The sequence below is a fragment of the Curtobacterium sp. MCSS17_005 genome (assembly GCF_003234225.2).
GTDB lineage: Bacteria > Actinomycetota > Actinomycetes > Actinomycetales > Microbacteriaceae > Curtobacterium > Curtobacterium flaccumfaciens.
This window is the reverse complement of sequence record NZ_CP126258.1, coordinates 1,302,328-1,317,962: the sequence shown is the minus strand read 5'-3', so window position 1 is coordinate 1,317,962 and position 15,635 is coordinate 1,302,328. Positions and strand designations below refer to the sequence as shown.

Genomic DNA, 15,635 nt, shown 5'->3' with positions numbered 1-15,635 from the left:
CGACCACCGGGAGGCGCCCATGCCGGAAGGCTCCGCCGACGACACGGCGAGCGGCATGGCCGACGACACGGGCGGTGACGCCGACCACGCGGCCGCGCGGCTGCCGGACGCGCCGAGCGCGTTCTTCACGGCGCTCGTCACCGAGCACTTCGTGCTCCAGACCGCGCGCGGCATCACCGTCTCGGAGTCGTCGACCCGGGCCGCGATCTACCTGACGACGTTGTCGAGCGCCCTGGTGGCGTTCGGGTTCCTGGCCGACACCGACTTCGCCACGGGCTACCTCGCCGTGGTGATCCCGGTCGTCGTGCTGCTCGGCGTCTTCACCTACGAGCGACTCGTCCAGACCTCGCTCGAGGACGTGGTCGCCCTCGCCGCGATGCAGCGGATCCGCCGCTGGTACGGCACGATCCTGCCGGGCGCCCCGCGGTACTTCCCGGTGCCCGCGGACCGGATCGCCCCGAACGAGCTGCTCGACATCGGGCTCCGGCTGTCCTGGCGCGGGGTGTTCTTCACGCTGTCGAGCGCGATCGCGGTGGTGAACTGCATCGTCGCCGGTGCCGGGGCGGCCCTGCTGACCGCGAGCACGTGGGCGCCGTCCGGGGCACTGGCCGCCGGGGTGGTCACGGCCGTCCTGCTCGCCGGGGTGCACGGCGTCTACCAGGAGCGTCGGTACGCGCGAGTCCTCGGCATCCTGCGGTCGGCCGCCCCCGCGACGGACGTCTGACCCTGCCGTGGTGGAGCTGGCTCCACCACGGCCCTCTTGTCCGCACCAGTGACCGGCCGCCGAGAACGAGATGGACTGACACCATGACCGAACCCCTCCTGCAGGCACACGACCTGACGAAGTCGTTCCCCGGGCCGGAACAGTCGAGGGTCCCGGTGCTCCGGGGTGTCTCGCTGTCCGTGCTGCCGGGCGAGTTCGTCGCCGTCGTCGGCCCCAGCGGCTCCGGCAAGTCGACGCTGCTGTACTGCCTGTCCGCCCTCGAGCCCTACGACAGCGGATCGGTGTCGATCGCCGGGCAACGCCTCGAGACCCTCCGACCGAAGCAACTGCAGGCGCTCCGTCGTTCGACGGTCGGCTTCGTGTTCCAGTCGTTCAACCTCATCCCGTCGCTGACCGCGCGGCAGAACATCGCGCTGCCCGCCAGCCTCGCCCACCGGCCGGTCTCCGCGGCCCAGATCGACGCCGCGCTCGCCTCGGTCGGACTCGCCGACCGCGGAGACCACCGCCCGGGCGCGCTGTCCGGCGGGCAGCAGCAGCGGGTCGCGATCGCACGGGTCCTGGCGTCCGAACCACACGTCGTGTTCGCCGACGAGCCGACCGGCGCCCTCGACACCACCGCCGGTGACGCGGTCCTCGACCTGCTGCGCCGGGTGGCCGACGGTGAGCGGTCGGTGGTGATGGTCACGCACGACCTCGAAGCGGCCGCGCGTGCCGACCGTGTGCTCGTCCTGCGCGACGGCACCGTGCACCGCGAGCTGACGCACCCGGACGCCGCCGAGGTCCTCGAGGCCCTGACCGCCGCCGCGCAGGAGGTCTGACGTGCTCCGACTCGTCATGAGTGACCTGCGGCAGAACGCCGGCATCTGGATCGGCGCCCTCGTCGTCAGCGCGGCCACCGCAGCGGCCGCCGCCATCGCCGCCGGGATGCTCGAGACCGGCTTCGCGGTCATCGGGTCCGGCAGACCGACGGACCTGCTCCGAGCCGGCGGCCTCACCACGCTCGCCTCGCTCGTCGTCGTGCTGACGATCGTCGCCGTCACCGCGGTCCTCGGCAGCGTCACCCGCCTGACGATCGACCTGCAGCGTCGCGGTTACGCGCTCTGGCAGCTGGTGGGGGTGCCGTCCCGCACGGTGACGGTGGTCGTCCGGCTGCAGCTCGCGGTCGTGGCGCTGGTCGGCAGCACGATCGGCTGCGTCGTCGTGGCCCCGTTCGTCCCGGCGTTCCTGCACTTCGGCTTGTCGCAGTCCGACGGGCTCCGGGGCCTCGACGAACGGTTCGGTCCGACCAGCGCCGTCGCGGTCGTGCTCGCCGTGACGGTCGTGGTCGTCCTGAGCAGTCTCCGGCCGTCGCGCCGAGCCGGCCTCGTCCGCCCGATCGAGGTCCTGCGGGAGCCCGAGTCCGTCCGCATCCGGACGACCTGGACCCGGTGGGCCGCGGGGGCCGTGGCGCTGCTGCTCGCCGGGCTGCTGACCAGCTCGATCGTCGACGCCGGCGTCCGGACCGGTGGGCAGGTGCTGCTCATCGGGCCGCTCCTGACGGCGGCCTGCACCGCGATCGGCCCCGTGGTGTTCCCGGCCGCCCTCCGGGCCTGGACGTCGGTGGTGCCCGCGCACCGATCGGCATCGTGGTTCCTCGCGCGCAACGCCGCCGCGTTCTCCGTCGACCGGAGCAGCGCCACGGTGAGCGCGCTCGTCATCACGATCGCGCTGCCCGGCAGCCTCTTCGCCGGCTTCGACACCCTGGGTGACGCCGTGCAACAGACCACGGGGTCGTCGGGTGGCGGACTCGACGTGCAGAGCGTCCTGCTCATGCTCGGCGGGCCGCTGCTCGTGTCGCTCTTCGGCGCGGCCGCCACCGTCCTGATGGCCGGACGCAGCCGCGAGCAGGAGGCCGCGCTGGTCGAGGCCGCCGGCGGGTCGCGCGCCACCGTGCTCGCCCGTGCCGCCTGGGAGTCCGTCATCCTCGTCGGCACCGCGGTCCTCGTGTCCGCCGTGGTCCTCGTGCTCACCGCCTCCGGACAAGCCGTCGCGCTCGCGGTCACCGTCCCCGGCACGCAGCCCCACCTGGGGTTGCAGGCCGCACTCCCGGCCGCCCTCGTGAGCCTCGTGCTCATGGTGGCCGCCGGCACGATCCCCCTCGTCACCGGACGCCGACGCAGCATCCCGCTCGTCCTCGCCGCCGACTGAACCGAACCAGGAAGACCCCTCTTGCGCATCCTCTTCTCCGGCGTGCCCGCACTCGGACACCTCCTGCCCCTCGTCCCGCTCGCCCGTGCCGCCCAGGCGGCCGGACACGACGTCGCCCTGCTCACCAGTGGTGGGATGCGCGAGCCCATGGCGACCGAACTGCCCACGGTGCCGGTCCTGGCGGCCGGCCCCATGCCTCCCGGCCTGTTCGCCGAGGTGGCCCGACGCATCCCCGGCAGCGACCCCGCGAACCGCCCCGAGCCGGCGGCCGTCGCCGAGTTCTTCGCCGGCACCCGCGTCGACCTGACCGTCGACGACGCCGTCCGCGCAGCGCGCGGGTGGGCCCCCGACGTGGTCGTCGCCGACGCCGTCGATCTGGTCGGGCCGCTCGTCGCCGCGGAGCTCGGCGTGCCGTACGCGATCGTCGCCTTCGGCCCCGAGGTCCCCGAGGAGTTCCGCCGCCCGATGGCCGAACTCGTGCTCCCCCGCTACGCACAGCGCGGAGTGGCGCCGACCCCGCCGATCGCGCTGCTCGACCCGACGCCGGTGTCGCTGCAGGCACCCGGATGGGCGCAGCCGCTCGTCACGATCCCGTTCCGCTCCGAGCCGCACAGCCGACCAGACGCCGCCTCCGAGCAGTCGCTCGCACCGTTCCCGGTGAGCGAGTGGCGACCGCGGGTGCTCGTCACCCTCGGTACGGTCTTCGGCGACGCGGCGCTGCTGACGGCGATCCTCGACGGGTTCCACCCCGACGAGGCTGACCTGGTGGTGACCGTCGGCGTCATCGGCGAGCGCCTCGATGACACCGAGCACGTCCACTTCGTGCCGTTCCGCCCGATGCGCGAGCTGCTCGAGGGCGTGGACCTGGTCGTCGCCGCGGCCGGTGCCGGCACGGTGCTCGCCGCGGCCAGCGTGGGTGTGCCGATGGTGCTGCTCCCGCAGGGCGCGGACCAGTTCGTCAACGCGGCCCGTGCCGCCGGTGCCGGTGTCGCGGTCGTGGTCGACGAGCCGTCGGCGGTCGGTCCGGCGGTGCACCGGATGCTCGCGGAGCGCAGCCACTTCGCCGCGGCACGGCGACTGGGCGAGGAGACCGCGCAGCGCCCGAGTGCGACGGACGCCGTCCGGGAGCTCGTCGAGCGGCTCGAGCGAGTCGCCTGACGACGGCGCTCGTCAGCGGTCGGTCGGCCCGGGTCCTGCGTGAGCGATGCGGTCACCGCGAGCGGCTGACGTTGCAGGATCGAGACACCGGTCCGGCCCGTCATGCGGGATGGTTGAGTCACCGATCGAGGACAGGACGGAGCGCACGGTGGAACGAGTGGTGGGGTGGGCCACGGTCGCGGTGGTCGTCACCGTGACGGTGTCGATGTTGCTGCTGGTCCAGACGACCACCTGTCTCGACGCCGTCCCCGGAGCGGGCACGAGCTCCTGCACGACGACGCCGATGGTCGGAGTCGCCGGCACGTGGGTCGCGGCTGTCACCGGCGCCCTCGTGCTCGCGGTCTGCGTGTGGCAGATCGTCCGGGCGGTCCGGTCGGACAGGGCCGTCCGATGACGCGCACGGGCCCTGCGGCGAGTCAGCGGCCGTGGACACTGATCGCCGTCCTGGTGCTGGTGGGCTGGGCGGTCGTGACGGCACTGCTGTTCCCGGTCACGGGGATGGACGAGCACGAGGGGCCCGGCGACCAGGTCTGGCGGACCTCGTCGAGCACGCTCGGCGTGCCGCTCTCACCCGAGTGGGACGTCCTGGTCTGGCTCGCCGCGCTCGCGCTGGTGCCGGTCGTCGTCGTCGGTCTCGCGTTCCTGCTCCGCCGCCGACGACCGCACACCGCGCCCGTCAGTCCGTCGCCGGGTGGCCCTGTCCGCTGAGGTACGCGCGAAGCACGTCACGGACACTCGTCCACGACTGCACGCCGTAGCGGTCGTTGTCGACGTGGTGCAGCTGCGCCTGCCCGCTGAACATGCTCACGAAGTACTGCATCCCCTGCCACGCCGGGAACGTCTCGTCGGGGTCCTTCGACAGGCGCCTGCCGACGGCGCTCATCGCGGACAGGGTCCCGGTCGTGCCGGCCCACTGCAGCCGGAAGCGCTCCCCCGTCAGCTCACTCATGGTGCGTGCGACGTCACGCGCGGTGACCTGGTCGCCCGCCATCTCGATCACCCGCGGAGCATCGTCGTCCAGGGCGGCGAGGGCCGTGACCCGGGCCACGTCGTCCTTCGTGGTGAAGTCGAGCACCTGGTCCGCGGACGACCAGAACAGCACGAGCCGGCGGCCGGACAGGATCATCGGCGCCTCGCCGGTCAGCAGGTCGGTGAACATGCCAGTCAGGATCGAGGTCGCCTGCACCGGGGCCGCGTCGAGGTCGGCCGCGAACTCCCGCCGCAGCTCGAAGTTGCGGTTGGTGCCGGGTGCGATCCGCCGGTAGTCGGCCGAGTAGTCGGACGGGATGAACCGCCGGACGCCCGCCGCCACGGTCGCCGCGAGCAGCGCACGCTGGGCGTCGACGATCACCGGACGGGTCCCGCTCACCGCGGAGACCACGACGTCGGCCCCGCTCACGGCCCGGCTCAGGGCGTCGTGGTCGCCGTACTCGGCGGCGACGACGTCGACACGGGGGTCGCCGCCGAAGCGCTCATCAGCGGTCCTGCTGCCGGGCCGGGTGAGGACCCGCACCCGCACGTCGTGCTGGGTGAGCTCGCGGACGATGCGGTGCCCGAGGTCGCCGGTGGCGCCGGCGACGAGGATGGTGGTGGTCATGGGCGGGGCCTCACTGCAGTGGTGGTCGACGTGGTCGTCGCGGTGCGCCGTCGGGATCGCTCCGGGACGGCGAGGGGGTGTTGGAACGTGGGGTCCGCCTGATCTGGTCCGGCTGTGCCCAGCCCGGCGGTGAGCGCGACGCGGGCCAGCAGCCGGCGCAGCGTCGTCTGTTCGTCGTCGTCGAGGTGCCGCATGAGCACGCCCTCCGCGCCGCGAAGGGCGGACCGCGTCCGGGCGAGCAGGGCACGCCCGGCGTCGGTGGGGTGGACCTGCCGCACCCGCCGGTCCGTCGGGGCGGGGCGGCGTTCGACGAACCCGCCCGCCTCGAGCGCGTCGACGATGTAGGTCATTTGGGTCTTGTCGATCCCGAGGCGCTGCGCGAGCCCGAGCTGCGACGACGGCTCCTCGGTGGTGGTCGCGACGAGCACCTGGTAGCCACGGGGTCCTCCCGGCACGTCGGCGACCGCCTCGCTGCCCAGCCGCGTGAAGCCCTGGAGCGCCAGCGGCAGCGCCCACCCGAGTTCGGATTCGATGCCCTCGGCACCCCAGTCGATCTCGGGGAGTGCGTCGGTCGGCGTCGGGGTGTCCATACCGGAGACCGTACCCGAACAAGAACGTCTTGTGCAAAGATCATCTGCGATCAAGACGGACAGCCGTCACGACACCGAACACCCGAGGACCCCATGTCGGACACCGCAGCCATCACCCCGTTCACCCTCGACGTCCCCCACGCGGAACTCGACGACCTGCGCCGCCGTCTCCTGACCACCCGCTGGCCCGATGCCGAGACCGTCGAGGACACCTCGCAGGGACCCCGACTCGAGAAGGTCCGCGCCCTCGTCGAACACTGGGCGACGGAGTACGACTGGCGCCGGACCGAGGCGCTGCTGAACGGCTGGGGCCAGCACACGACCCACATCGACGGGCTCGAGGTCCACTTCCTGCACGTCCGGTCCGCCGTCCCCGGCGCCCGCCCGCTCCTGCTCACCCACGGCTGGCCCGGTTCCGTCCTGGAGTACCGCCACGCGATCGACCCGCTCACCGACCCGGTGGCACACGGCGGCGACGCGGCGGACGCCTTCCACGTCGTGATCCCGAGCCTGCCCGGCTTCGGCTTCTCCGGGAAGCCGACGACGACCGGGTGGAACACCGCCCGGACCGCGAGGGCCTGGTCGGTGCTGATGTCCCGGCTCGGGTACCGGGACTGGTTCGCCCAGGGCGGTGACCTCGGCGCCACCGTCACCGCGGAGCTCGCAGCCCTGCAGGCCGCCGGGGACATCGGGCTCGCCGGGATCCACCTCAACATGGCCCTGTTCATGCCGACGGACGACGAGGCCCGGAACGCCTCCCCCGACGAGCAGGTCATGCTGCAGGAGAGCGGCCAGTACTGGCGGGAGCTGTCGGCCTACTCGCAGCAGATGTCGACCCGCCCGCAGACCATCGGGTACTCGCTGGCGGATTCCCCCGTCGGGCTGGCGTCGTGGATCTACGCGATGTTCCAGGACGTCGGCGGCTCGCACGACGAACACGGCGATGCCGAGCGGCTCTTCCCGCTCGACGAGATCCTCGACGACGTCATGCTGTACTGGCTGCCGAACACCGCCGCGTCCGCGGCGCGGATCTACTGGGAGGCGACCCGCACCGGCTGGGCCACCCCGGGCACCGTCGAGGAACCACTGACCCTGCCCGTCGGCCTGAGCATCATGCCGGGCGAGTACGTCCGCCGGTCGCGCCGCTGGGCAGCGCGCCGGTACACCGACCTGGTGTTCTTCAACGAGGTGGCGCGCGGCGGGCACTTCGCGATGCTCGAACAGCCGGAGCTGCTCGTCGACGACGTCCGTGCGACGTTCCGGAGCCTGCGCTGAGGCACTGCACGCACACCGGGGCGGACGGGAGGCCCGGTGCCAGCTGGCACCGGGCCTCCCGTCCGTCACGGCGAGCGTTCCGGACCCGCCCGTTACGCTGTCCCCGTGTCAGAGCCGCGCCGCAGTCCGGGGAACCAAGCTTCACTGCGTGAAGCCAACCGGGGTCGGGTCGTCAGTGCGGTGAAGCGGCACGGCGGACTGACGCAGGTCGAGCTCGCCGGGGTCACCGGGCTCTCCCCCGCGACCGTCTCGAACATCGTCAAGGAACTCGTCGCGACCGGTGCCCTGCACGCGACGCCGAGTACCTCGAGTGGCCGCCGGGCGCTCCGCGTGACCCTGCCGCACGGCCTCGGGCTGGTCGCCGGGGTACACGTCTCGCCGCGGCACCTGCGGCTGGCGCTGTCGGACCTGAACGGCGCCGTCCTGGCCGAGCGACACATGCCCCTGGCCCGTGACCACCGGGCGGACGCCGAACTCGACAAGACCGCGCTGCTGGTGCTGGACATGGTGGAGTCCATCGAGTCGTCGATGGACGAGGTGCTCGCCGTCGGCCTCGCCGTGGCCGCCCCGATCGACGCCCGCACCGGCATGACGGCGCGCGGCGGGATCCTGCGCGGATGGGACGGCGTCGCGCTCGGCCAGTCGCTCGCCCGACGGATGGACAAGCCCGTGCAGGTCGACAACTCGGCCAACCTCGCCGCCCTGGCGGAACACCGGAGCGGTGCCGCCCGTGGCCGGGACACCGTGGTGACGCTCGACGTCGGCAACGGCATCGGTGCCGGACTCGTGCTCGGCGGGCACCTGTTCCGCGGGCACCACGGCATCGCCGGTGAGTTCGGGCACACCCCCGTCCTGCCGAACGGCCCCCTGTGCCGGTGCGGGAACCGCGGGTGCCTCGAGGCGATCGCCGGCGCACCCGCCGTGCTCGAGGGCGTCCGCGACGAGGTCGGCACCCTCAAGCTGGCGGACCTGATCCTGCGCGCGATGGGCGGCGACCAGGTCTGCATGCGCGCCGTGGCCGACGCCGGGCGGGCGATCGGTTCGGCGGCGGTGGGGCTCTGCAACGTCCTCGACCCGGAGCGGGTGGTGGTCACGGGCGAGTTCGCGCGTGCCGGAGAACTCCTGCTCGGCCCGATGCGGCACGCCCTCGAGTCGTCGTTGATCGTCGACGTGGACGGCACGCCGGACGTGGTGCAGGGGCAGCTCGGCGAGAAGGCCGCGGTGACCGGCGCGCTGGCCCTGGCGATCGAAGCCGTGGACGTGACGCGCGCACGCTAGGCGGAGACGCGCCGGGCGTGCCGGCCAGGGCACCCCGTGCAGGCCGGGGCGCTCCGCGCTGCGCCGGCCGTGCCGCTCCGCGCCCTCCGGATAACGTTTTCGTCACGGCGCGCGGTCCTTGCGTTCAACTCTTGCAGCCAAGAACGCTCGCTGTCACACTCAGGGCACCGCCGATGGGGGCGGTCCACTGTTGGAGGACGTTTCAATGAAGAAATCCACCACACGAGCGATGCTGGGCGTCAGCGCCCTGCTGCTCGCGATCACCACCCTGGCGGGCTGTTCCAACGGCGCGGACGCCGGGACCGGTTCCGGCGGAGGCGGCGGCGACGCGTCGAAGGCCAAGATCGGCCTGCTCCTGCCCGACTCCGTCACCGCCCGCTACGCCAGCGCCGACCGCCCGCTCTTCACCGCCGAGGTGAAGAAGCAGTGCAGCGGCTGCTCGGTCATCTACGCGAACGCCGACGGCGACGCGTCGAAGCAGCTGCAGCAGGCCCAGTCGATGCTCACGCAGGGCGTCAAGGTCCTGGTCCTCGACCCGTTCGACGGCGAGGCCGCAGCGTCCATCGTCCAGCAGGCGAAGGCCAAGAAGGTGCCGGTGATCTCCTACGACCGGCTCATCAACAGCCCCGACCTGAGCTACTACATCTCGTTCGACAACGAGAAGGTCGGTGAGCTGCAGGGCCAGGCACTCGTCGACGCCCTCAAGGCGAAGAAGGTCCCGGAGGGCTCGGGCATCATCATGGTGAACGGCTCCCCCACCGACAACAACGCCTCGCAGTTCAAGAAGGGCGCGCACTCGGTCATCGACGACAGCGGCTACAAGGTGCTCGCCGAGTACGACACCCCCGGGTGGGACCCCGCCAAGGCGCAGGACTGGGCAGCCGGCCAGATCAGCAAGCTCGGCAAGGACAAGATCACCGGCGTCTACGCAGCGAACGACGACACCGGCGGCGGCGTCATCGCGGCCCTGAAGTCGGCCGGCGTCACCGAGCTCCCGCCCGTCACCGGGCAGGACGCCTCGCTCGCGGGGATCCAGCGGATCCTCGCCGGTGAGCAGTACATGACCGTCTACAAGGCCTTCAAGCCCGAGGCGTCGAAGGCCGCCGACCTGGCGATCCAGTTCGCGAAGGGTGAGACCCCGAAGGGCGACACCACCGTCGACACCGCCGGGGGCGCCAGCGTCCAGTCGACGCTGCTCGACCCGGTCGCCGTCACCACGGACAACGTCCAGTCGACGGTGGTCAAGGACGGCCTGTACGAGGTGTCGAAGATCTGCACCGCGCAGTACAAGTCGGCCTGCGACAGCGCCGGCATCAAGTAGGTCCGACCCCCTCTGCCCGCCCGGTCCGACTGCGGACCGGGCGGGCCTCACCGATCGAGGACGACACCCGTGAGCACGACACCCGTGAGCAACGCGTCACCAGCAGCACACCCCTCCGCCGACCCGGTGATGTCCCTGCGCGGGATCACCAAGCGGTTCGGCGCCGTCCAGGCCCTCAGCGACATCGACTTCGACGTCTACCCGGGCGAGGTGGTCGCCATCGTCGGCGACAACGGCGCCGGCAAGTCGACGTTCGTGAAGATCCTCGCCGGGGTCTACACGCCGGACGGTGGCACGATCACCTTCGGCGGCGACGAGGTCAGCGTCCCGAACCCCGCGGCGGCCCAGACCCTCGGCATCGCCACGGTGTTCCAGGACCTCGCCCTCGCCGACAACCTCGACGTGGTCTCGAACCTGTTCCTCGGGCGCGAGATCGCCCACCCGTTCCTCGACGAAGAGGAGATGGAGCGCCGATCGTGGGAGCTCCTCCAGCAGCTCGCCGCGCGGATCCCCTCGGTGCGGATCCCGATCGCGTCGCTGTCCGGTGGCCAGCGGCAGACCGTGGCGATCGCCCGCTCGCTGATCGGTGATCCCCAGGTGGTCGTCCTTGACGAGCCCACCGCAGCACTCGGCGTCGCGCAGACCGCCGAGGTCCTGAACCTCGTCGAACGCCTGCGCGAGCGCGGACTCGGCGTCGTCCTCATCAGCCACAACCTCGCAGACGTGCAGGCCGTCGCCGACCGGGTCGCGGTCCTGCGACTCGGGCGGAACAACGGCACGTTCCGCATCGACGACGTCTCCTACGAGGAGATCATCGCGGCCATCACCGGCGCCACCGACAACGCCGTCACCCGTCGCGCCGCCGCCCGCACCGAGCAGGAGACCAGCGCATGAGCAAGACCGACGAGACCCTCACCGCAGCGACCCCGACGCCCTCGGCCGCGGACCTGCAGGACGAGCGGCTCCTGCGCGACCAGGGGATCGGCGGCGCGGCGAAGGCCTTCGTCCGCCGGGTGCGCGGCGGTGACATCGGTTCGCTGCCGGTGGTCGTCGGGCTCATCGTCATCTGGGCGGTGTTCCAGGCGCTCTCCCCCGACTTCCTGTCCCCGGGCAACCTGGTCAACCTCGCCCTGCAGTGCGCCGCGGTCGGCACGATCGCGATCGGCATCGTCCTCGTGCTGCTGCTCGGCGAGATCGACCTGTCCGTCGGCAGCGTCAGCGGGCTCTCCGCCGCGATCCTCGGCCAGGGCCTCACGACGCTCGGCTGGCCGCTGTGGCTCGTGCTCACCGTCGCCCTGGCCGTCGGTGCCGCCGCCGGTCTGCTCTACGGCCTGCTGTTCACCCGCTTCGGGGTGCCGAGCTTCGTCATCACGCTCGCCGGTCTGCTCGGGTTCCTCGGGCTGCAGCTGCTCATCCTCGGCCCGAACGGCTCGATCAACCTGCCGTACGACTCACCGATCGTGCAGTTCGCGTCGGCGTCGTACCTGCCGCCGTGGCTCGCCTACCTGCTCGCCGTCCTGGCCGCCGGAGGACTCTTCTTCACCGAGATCCGACGCGCTGCCCGCCGCCGCCGTGCCGGGCTGTCGACCGGGGCGATGTCGCTGACCATCGTGAAGGCCGTCGCCCTGTTCCTCGGCCTCGCGCTGATGGTCTGGTACCTGTCGCGCGACTTCGGCACCGGCACCTCGTTCGTGTTCTTCATCGTGCTGGTCGTGCTGATGAACTTCGTACTGAAGCGCACCCGTTGGGGCCGCTCGGTCTTCGCGGTCGGCGGCAACGTCGAAGCCGCACGGCGCTCCGGCATCCGGGTGAACCGCATCTACATCTCGGTGTTCATGCTGACCTCGCTCTTCGCCACCGTCGGCGGCATCCTCGCCGCAGCCCGCCTCAACTCGGCGAGCCTGTCGTCCGGCGCCGGTGACACGAACCTCAACGCGATCGCCGCAGCCGTCATCGGCGGGACCAGCCTGTTCGGTGGCCGAGGCAGCGCCTGGTCAGCGCTGCTCGGCATCATCGTGATCCAGTCGATCTCGAACGGGCTCACCCTGCTGAGCCTCGACTCGTCGATCCGCTACATGATCACCGGCGCGGTCCTGCTGCTCGCCGTCATCATCGACTCGCTCTCGCGGCGCAGCCGCGCCAGTCACGGCGCGGCCTGAGCGGGGCCCTGGACCCCGCCACGTCGACGGACGGGAGGCACGGTGCCAGCTGGCACTGTGCCTCCCGTCCGTCTCGGCGCGCGTCTCGGATCCGGAAGACGCCGTCGTGTTCCCCCGACGCCGCCCGGTGCGCGAGACGCCTCCGAAAACGGAGGCGTCTCGGCGACTGGGCGGCGTCTCGGCGCGCTACTTGCTCTTCGAACCCGAGGTCCCCGGCAGGCTGAGGATGTTGTCGGTGCCCTGCGGCACGACGATCAGGGAGCCGTTGTCGCCGGCGCTCTTGAGCGCCTCGATCTCGCGCTGCTTGAGCGCGGCGTCGGACAGCGGGTGCTCGTTGAGGACCTCGTTGGCGTCGGCCTGACCCTGCGCCTCGGCGACCTGCTGCTGCGCCTGCACCTTCTTGGCGTCCAGGAGCGCGCGCTCCTTCGTGACCTGGATCTGCGCCTGCTGCGCCGTGGCGTAGGCGTCGATGACCGACTTCGGCGGGGTGATCTCCTGCAGGGCGAAGTTGTCGACGTGCACGCCCGAGCCCTTCCACCGCGTCTCGAGCGCCTGGATCATCGCCTTCTCGACGGTCCCGCGCTTGGTGATGAGCTCGATGGTGGTGAAGTCATTCGGCACCTGGCGGACGACGCTGCGCACCGAGTTGCCGATGAACTGCGTCTTGAAGTTCTCCTCGGTCTTGTACGACCGGTAGATGTCGGTGACCGACTTCGCGTCGATGCTGTACTGCAGGTTGAGGCTGACGTTCGACGAGACGCCGTCCTGGTCCTGCACGGTGACGTACGGGCCCGAGCGGACGTTGCCGTTGTTGTCCGAGTCGGAGCCGTTGACCGCGTTGATGTACGTGACGGTCTGGTTCCGGATGTTGAACGTGTGGAGCGTGGCCCACGGTGCCTTGAAGTGGAACCCGGAGTCCGTGGTCTGTCCGACGATGTTGCCGGAGATGTCCACCTGGACCTTCGACTCGCCCGTGTCCTGCGCGTACAGGGTGCTGCCGAGCGTGAGCCCGACGAACAGGACGCCGGCGGCGGCCGCGGTCCACGTCGCGATGAGGTTCGGGCGGCGGGTCGGGACGGCGGGGCGTGCCTCGCGACCGGGTGTGGCCGGTCGTGCGGGGGTGGAGTAGGTGCGTGTTCGGAAGAAGAGCGCGACGAGCGCGATGACGAGGAAGACGATGGCGGCGACGAACATGACGATCACTCCTGGATGTTTGTCCGTGCAGTCTGCCGTACCCGGAGGGGTGCGGGTGACGCGGGAGCGCGCGGTGGAGGTCGGAGGCCCTGTCGCCTGGTGCGAGGTTGTACGCCTGGTGCGCCCCTGCCACCTCGCACCACGTGTGCAACCTCGCACCGCGCGACGGCCTCCCTTCGCTCAGGAGACGGGCACCCCTGCCCGATCGATCTCGGCCAGGACTCGGCGGCTTCGACGCACGCCGATCACCGTCGCGACCGTGACGAACACCACGACGACGGCGACGAACACCAGGAACGCCCAACCCCAACCGAACGTCGCGGCCGAGGCGCCGCCGAGTCCCATCAGGCTGAGCCCGGTGCCGATCAGGGTCGGCACCGAGGTTCGGGTGGACCGCCGCTGCCACGCGAGCATCGCCCGCACGAGCGGCACGGCCTCGTGCGCCACCGGTGCCCGTCCGCTGACCTGTCGGGTCACGGACTTGCGGTCCGCCGGGGTGAGCGCGCCGAGCGGCTGTTCCGGCGTCTCGACGAGGTAGGGCAGCAGCCTGCGGTGGCGTCGAGCACGGACCCATGCGGTCACCGCCACGACCGTTCCGGCGACGGCGAGGAGGAACCAGACCAGCGTTGTGAGCCGGAAGGCGGCGGGGGCAGTGGCGGCCACCCAGAGAACCGACATTGCGGCGAGCCCCGCCTGCTGCGACATGATGACCACCGTCGGCCCGTGCTCGACCAGGTACTCGGCACGACGCGTCGCCTCGGCGAGGTCGCTCGGGTTCACCACCCGGGGACCTCGACCCGCACCGAACTGATCCGACCGGCGCGCGTCGTCGCCGTCACGGCCGGGTCGTAGCTGTCGGCGGTCGCCAGGTAGAGGGTGCGCCCGTCCTCGCCACCGAGCGCACAGTCGATCGCGCAGTCCCCGGGTGCGTCGATGCGGTCGGTCACCTCGCCGCCCTCGACGACCCGCAGGAACTCCCCCGTGTCGACCGAGCAGACCCAGATCGCGCCGTCACGGTCGACGGTGCTGCCGTCCGGGGTCACGCCGCCGGGCAGCGCTGCCCACTCGCGACGCCCGGTCAGCGAACCGTCGTCCTCGATGTCGAAGGCGGTGAGGCGGCCGCCCCACGTCTCGCTCACCACCAGGGTGCGGGTACCGGGCAGGATGTTGGCGCTGTTCGGGAACACCAGGCCCTCGGCGGCCAGGCGGACGGAGCCGTCGGGGTCGATCACGTAGAGCGGGCCGGGGCGCAGTTCCTCGCCCGCGTACAGGTCGTAGCCGAAGGCGCCGATGTAGGTCCTGCCGGTCGGGGCGTCGACGACCAGGTCGTTCACGAGCGAGGACTCGATGGTGGACAGGTCGGCGAACACCGAGGTGCTGCCGTCCGGGTCGACGGCGACGACCGTGCGGGACTCCATCGAGCTGATGATGAGCCGCCTGTCGGCGAGCCACCCGAGCCCCGACGACTGCCCGTCGACGGTGGCCTCGAGCCGGGGGCCGTCGGTCGAGGACGGGTCGACCGAGAACACCTCGCCGGTGTGCATGTCCGAGTACCAGAGCCGTCCGTCGTGCCAGCGGTTGCCCTCCGGGAACCGGATGCCGGAGATGACGATGTCGGTCGCGGAGTCCAGGGTGATGTGCACGGCTCCAGCCTGCCAGCAGCACCGGGAAGCTGCCCGGACGGATGCCCTCACGGCGGCCTAGGGTCGTCCCATGCCGGGTCGTCACCTCATCCACCACCTGGGCGTCTTCGCCAGCGACTTCGCCGCGAGCGACGCGTTCTACACCGCCGCCCTCGCGCCCCTCGGCATCGGAGCGGGCTACCGCACCGACTCCGTCGCCGAGTTCTGGCAGCACGGGGACGACACCCCGAGCGTCTCGCTCGAGACCGCCCGGACCCCCGAGGCGACGACGCGCGGACTCCACCTGGCGTTCGAGGCCGGATCGCGGAGCGAGGTCGACGCCTTCCACCGAGAGGCCGTGGCCGCCGGCGGGGTGTCCCGGCACGAGCCGCGCTACTGGCCGGAGTACCACGCGTACACCGCGTTCGTGTCCGACCCGGACGGCAACAACGTCGAAGCGCTGATCAAGGAGACCCGACCCTGACCCACAGGACCGAGGTCTGCGCGACGCACCGGGCACGACGGACCCG

General features: G+C 71.7%; 17 protein-coding genes. 12 read left to right on the top strand and 5 right to left on the bottom strand.

Features of this window, described 5'->3' with window-relative positions; all coding sequences use genetic code 11:
• Window positions 1–19: 19 nt before the first annotated feature.
• The 6 genes from DEJ20_RS06420 to DEJ20_RS06395 all read left to right on the top strand — a co-directional run bounded on the left by DEJ20_RS06420 (window position 20) and on the right by DEJ20_RS06395 (window position 4,777).
• On the top strand, window positions 20–724 hold the full coding sequence (locus tag DEJ20_RS06420; RefSeq protein ID WP_111235208.1) for a hypothetical protein: 705 nt from the start codon (window positions 20–22) through the stop codon (window positions 722–724).
• Window positions 725–807: 83 nt separating this feature from the next.
• Window positions 808–1,542 (top strand): ABC transporter ATP-binding protein, encoded by a 735-nt coding sequence (locus DEJ20_RS06415; protein WP_111235209.1) that lies wholly within the window; start codon window positions 808–810, stop codon window positions 1,540–1,542.
• Window position 1,543: 1 nt separating this feature from the next.
• A complete protein-coding gene (locus DEJ20_RS06410) occupies window positions 1,544–2,911 on the top strand; it encodes an FtsX-like permease family protein (protein WP_111235210.1) in 1,368 nt (455 codons plus the stop codon).
• A gap of 21 nt (window positions 2,912–2,932) precedes the next feature.
• Window positions 2,933–4,069 carry a glycosyltransferase gene (locus DEJ20_RS06405; RefSeq protein WP_111235211.1) on the top strand — a complete coding sequence of 379 codons (1,137 nt, stop codon included), beginning with the start codon at window positions 2,933–2,935 and terminating at the stop codon, window positions 4,067–4,069.
• A gap of 148 nt (window positions 4,070–4,217) precedes the next feature.
• A complete protein-coding gene (locus DEJ20_RS06400) occupies window positions 4,218–4,463 on the top strand; it encodes a hypothetical protein (protein ID WP_146245414.1) in 246 nt (81 codons plus the stop codon).
• Complete coding sequence (locus tag DEJ20_RS06395) at window positions 4,460–4,777, top strand: hypothetical protein (protein ID WP_146245415.1); 318 nt, start codon at window positions 4,460–4,462, stop codon at window positions 4,775–4,777. The genes DEJ20_RS06400 and DEJ20_RS06395 overlap by 4 nt, the downstream gene beginning before the upstream one ends.
• Here the strand turns inward: DEJ20_RS06395 and DEJ20_RS06390 are convergent.
• Both DEJ20_RS06390 and DEJ20_RS06385 read right to left on the bottom strand, forming a co-directional pair.
• Window positions 4,746–5,666 carry an NmrA family NAD(P)-binding protein gene (locus DEJ20_RS06390; protein ID WP_111235213.1) on the bottom strand — a complete coding sequence of 307 codons (921 nt, stop codon included), beginning with the start codon at window positions 5,664–5,666 and terminating at the stop codon, window positions 4,746–4,748. The two genes, DEJ20_RS06395 and DEJ20_RS06390, sit on opposite strands and share 32 nt — an antisense overlap.
• Complete coding sequence (locus DEJ20_RS06385) at window positions 5,663–6,256, bottom strand: MarR family winged helix-turn-helix transcriptional regulator (RefSeq protein ID WP_111235214.1); 594 nt, start codon at window positions 6,254–6,256, stop codon at window positions 5,663–5,665. The genes DEJ20_RS06390 and DEJ20_RS06385 overlap by 4 nt, the downstream gene beginning before the upstream one ends.
• A gap of 93 nt (window positions 6,257–6,349) precedes the next feature.
• Here DEJ20_RS06385 and DEJ20_RS06380 point away from each other — a divergent pair, with 93 nt between their 5' ends.
• The 5 genes from DEJ20_RS06380 (at window position 6,350) to DEJ20_RS06360 (ending at window position 12,289) form a co-directional block, all read left to right on the top strand.
• A complete protein-coding gene (locus DEJ20_RS06380; RefSeq protein WP_111235215.1) occupies window positions 6,350–7,531 on the top strand; it encodes an epoxide hydrolase family protein in 1,182 nt (393 codons plus the stop codon).
• A gap of 180 nt (window positions 7,532–7,711) precedes the next feature.
• The gene (locus DEJ20_RS06375; RefSeq protein WP_284183381.1) at window positions 7,712–8,809 is read left to right on the top strand and encodes an ROK family transcriptional regulator; all 1,098 of its coding nucleotides are present in this window, start codon (window positions 7,712–7,714) and stop codon (window positions 8,807–8,809) included.
• A 205-nt stretch (window positions 8,810–9,014) separates the two neighbouring features.
• Window positions 9,015–10,130: a sugar ABC transporter substrate-binding protein gene (locus tag DEJ20_RS06370; protein WP_110864793.1), complete on the top strand. Its 1,116-nt coding sequence runs from the start codon at window positions 9,015–9,017 to the stop codon at window positions 10,128–10,130.
• 129 nt (window positions 10,131–10,259) lie between these two features.
• Complete coding sequence (locus tag DEJ20_RS06365; RefSeq protein ID WP_110864792.1) at window positions 10,260–11,024, top strand: ATP-binding cassette domain-containing protein; 765 nt, start codon at window positions 10,260–10,262, stop codon at window positions 11,022–11,024.
• Window positions 11,021–12,289, top strand: coding sequence for a sugar ABC transporter permease (locus DEJ20_RS06360; RefSeq protein WP_071404281.1), 1,269 nt, complete (start codon window positions 11,021–11,023; stop codon window positions 12,287–12,289). Before DEJ20_RS06365 ends, DEJ20_RS06360 begins: the two co-directional genes overlap by 4 nt.
• Window positions 12,290–12,475: 186 nt before the next feature.
• On the opposite strand, the gene DEJ20_RS06355 is transcribed toward DEJ20_RS06360, so the two are convergent.
• The 3 genes from DEJ20_RS06355 to DEJ20_RS06345 all read right to left on the bottom strand — a co-directional run bounded on the left by DEJ20_RS06355 (window position 12,476) and on the right by DEJ20_RS06345 (window position 15,126).
• Complete coding sequence (locus tag DEJ20_RS06355) at window positions 12,476–13,483, bottom strand: SPFH domain-containing protein (RefSeq protein WP_152377666.1); 1,008 nt, start codon at window positions 13,481–13,483, stop codon at window positions 12,476–12,478.
• A gap of 180 nt (window positions 13,484–13,663) precedes the next feature.
• Window positions 13,664–14,263: a hypothetical protein gene (locus tag DEJ20_RS06350; RefSeq protein ID WP_146245416.1), complete on the bottom strand. Its 600-nt coding sequence runs from the start codon at window positions 14,261–14,263 to the stop codon at window positions 13,664–13,666.
• Window positions 14,260–15,126, bottom strand: coding sequence for an SMP-30/gluconolactonase/LRE family protein (locus DEJ20_RS06345; protein WP_181431532.1), 867 nt, complete (start codon window positions 15,124–15,126; stop codon window positions 14,260–14,262). Before DEJ20_RS06345 ends, DEJ20_RS06350 begins: the two co-directional genes overlap by 4 nt.
• Window positions 15,127–15,196: 70 nt before the next feature.
• Between DEJ20_RS06345 and DEJ20_RS06340 the strand changes: the two genes are divergently transcribed.
• Entirely contained in the window at window positions 15,197–15,589 is a 393-nt protein-coding gene (locus DEJ20_RS06340) for a VOC family protein (RefSeq protein WP_111233756.1), read from the top strand.
• The last annotated feature ends 46 nt before the right edge of the window (window positions 15,590–15,635 follow it).

Bases quoted from the DNA above. Each gene is read 5' to 3' on its own strand.
- DEJ20_RS06390 (WP_111235213.1), bottom strand. From the start codon at position 5,666: ATGACCACCACCATCCTCGTCGCCGGCGCCACCGGCGACCTCGGGCAC.
- DEJ20_RS06385 (WP_111235214.1), bottom strand. From the start codon at position 6,256: ATGGACACCCCGACGCCGACCGACGCACTCCCCGAGATCGACTGGGGT.
- DEJ20_RS06420 (WP_111235208.1), top strand. From the start codon at position 20: ATGCCGGAAGGCTCCGCCGACGACACGGCGAGCGGCATGGCCGACGAC.
- DEJ20_RS06370 (WP_110864793.1), top strand. From the start codon at position 9,015: ATGAAGAAATCCACCACACGAGCGATGCTGGGCGTCAGCGCCCTGCTG.
- DEJ20_RS06415 (WP_111235209.1), top strand. From the start codon at position 808: ATGACCGAACCCCTCCTGCAGGCACACGACCTGACGAAGTCGTTCCCC.
- DEJ20_RS06380 (WP_111235215.1), top strand. From the start codon at position 6,350: ATGTCGGACACCGCAGCCATCACCCCGTTCACCCTCGACGTCCCCCAC.
- DEJ20_RS06355 (WP_152377666.1), bottom strand. From the start codon at position 13,483: ATGTTCGTCGCCGCCATCGTCTTCCTCGTCATCGCGCTCGTCGCGCTC.
- DEJ20_RS06340 (WP_111233756.1), top strand. From the start codon at position 15,197: ATGCCGGGTCGTCACCTCATCCACCACCTGGGCGTCTTCGCCAGCGAC.
- DEJ20_RS06395 (WP_146245415.1), top strand. From the start codon at position 4,460: ATGACGCGCACGGGCCCTGCGGCGAGTCAGCGGCCGTGGACACTGATC.
- DEJ20_RS06360 (WP_071404281.1), top strand. From the start codon at position 11,021: ATGAGCAAGACCGACGAGACCCTCACCGCAGCGACCCCGACGCCCTCG.
- DEJ20_RS06365 (WP_110864792.1), top strand. From the start codon at position 10,260: ATGTCCCTGCGCGGGATCACCAAGCGGTTCGGCGCCGTCCAGGCCCTC.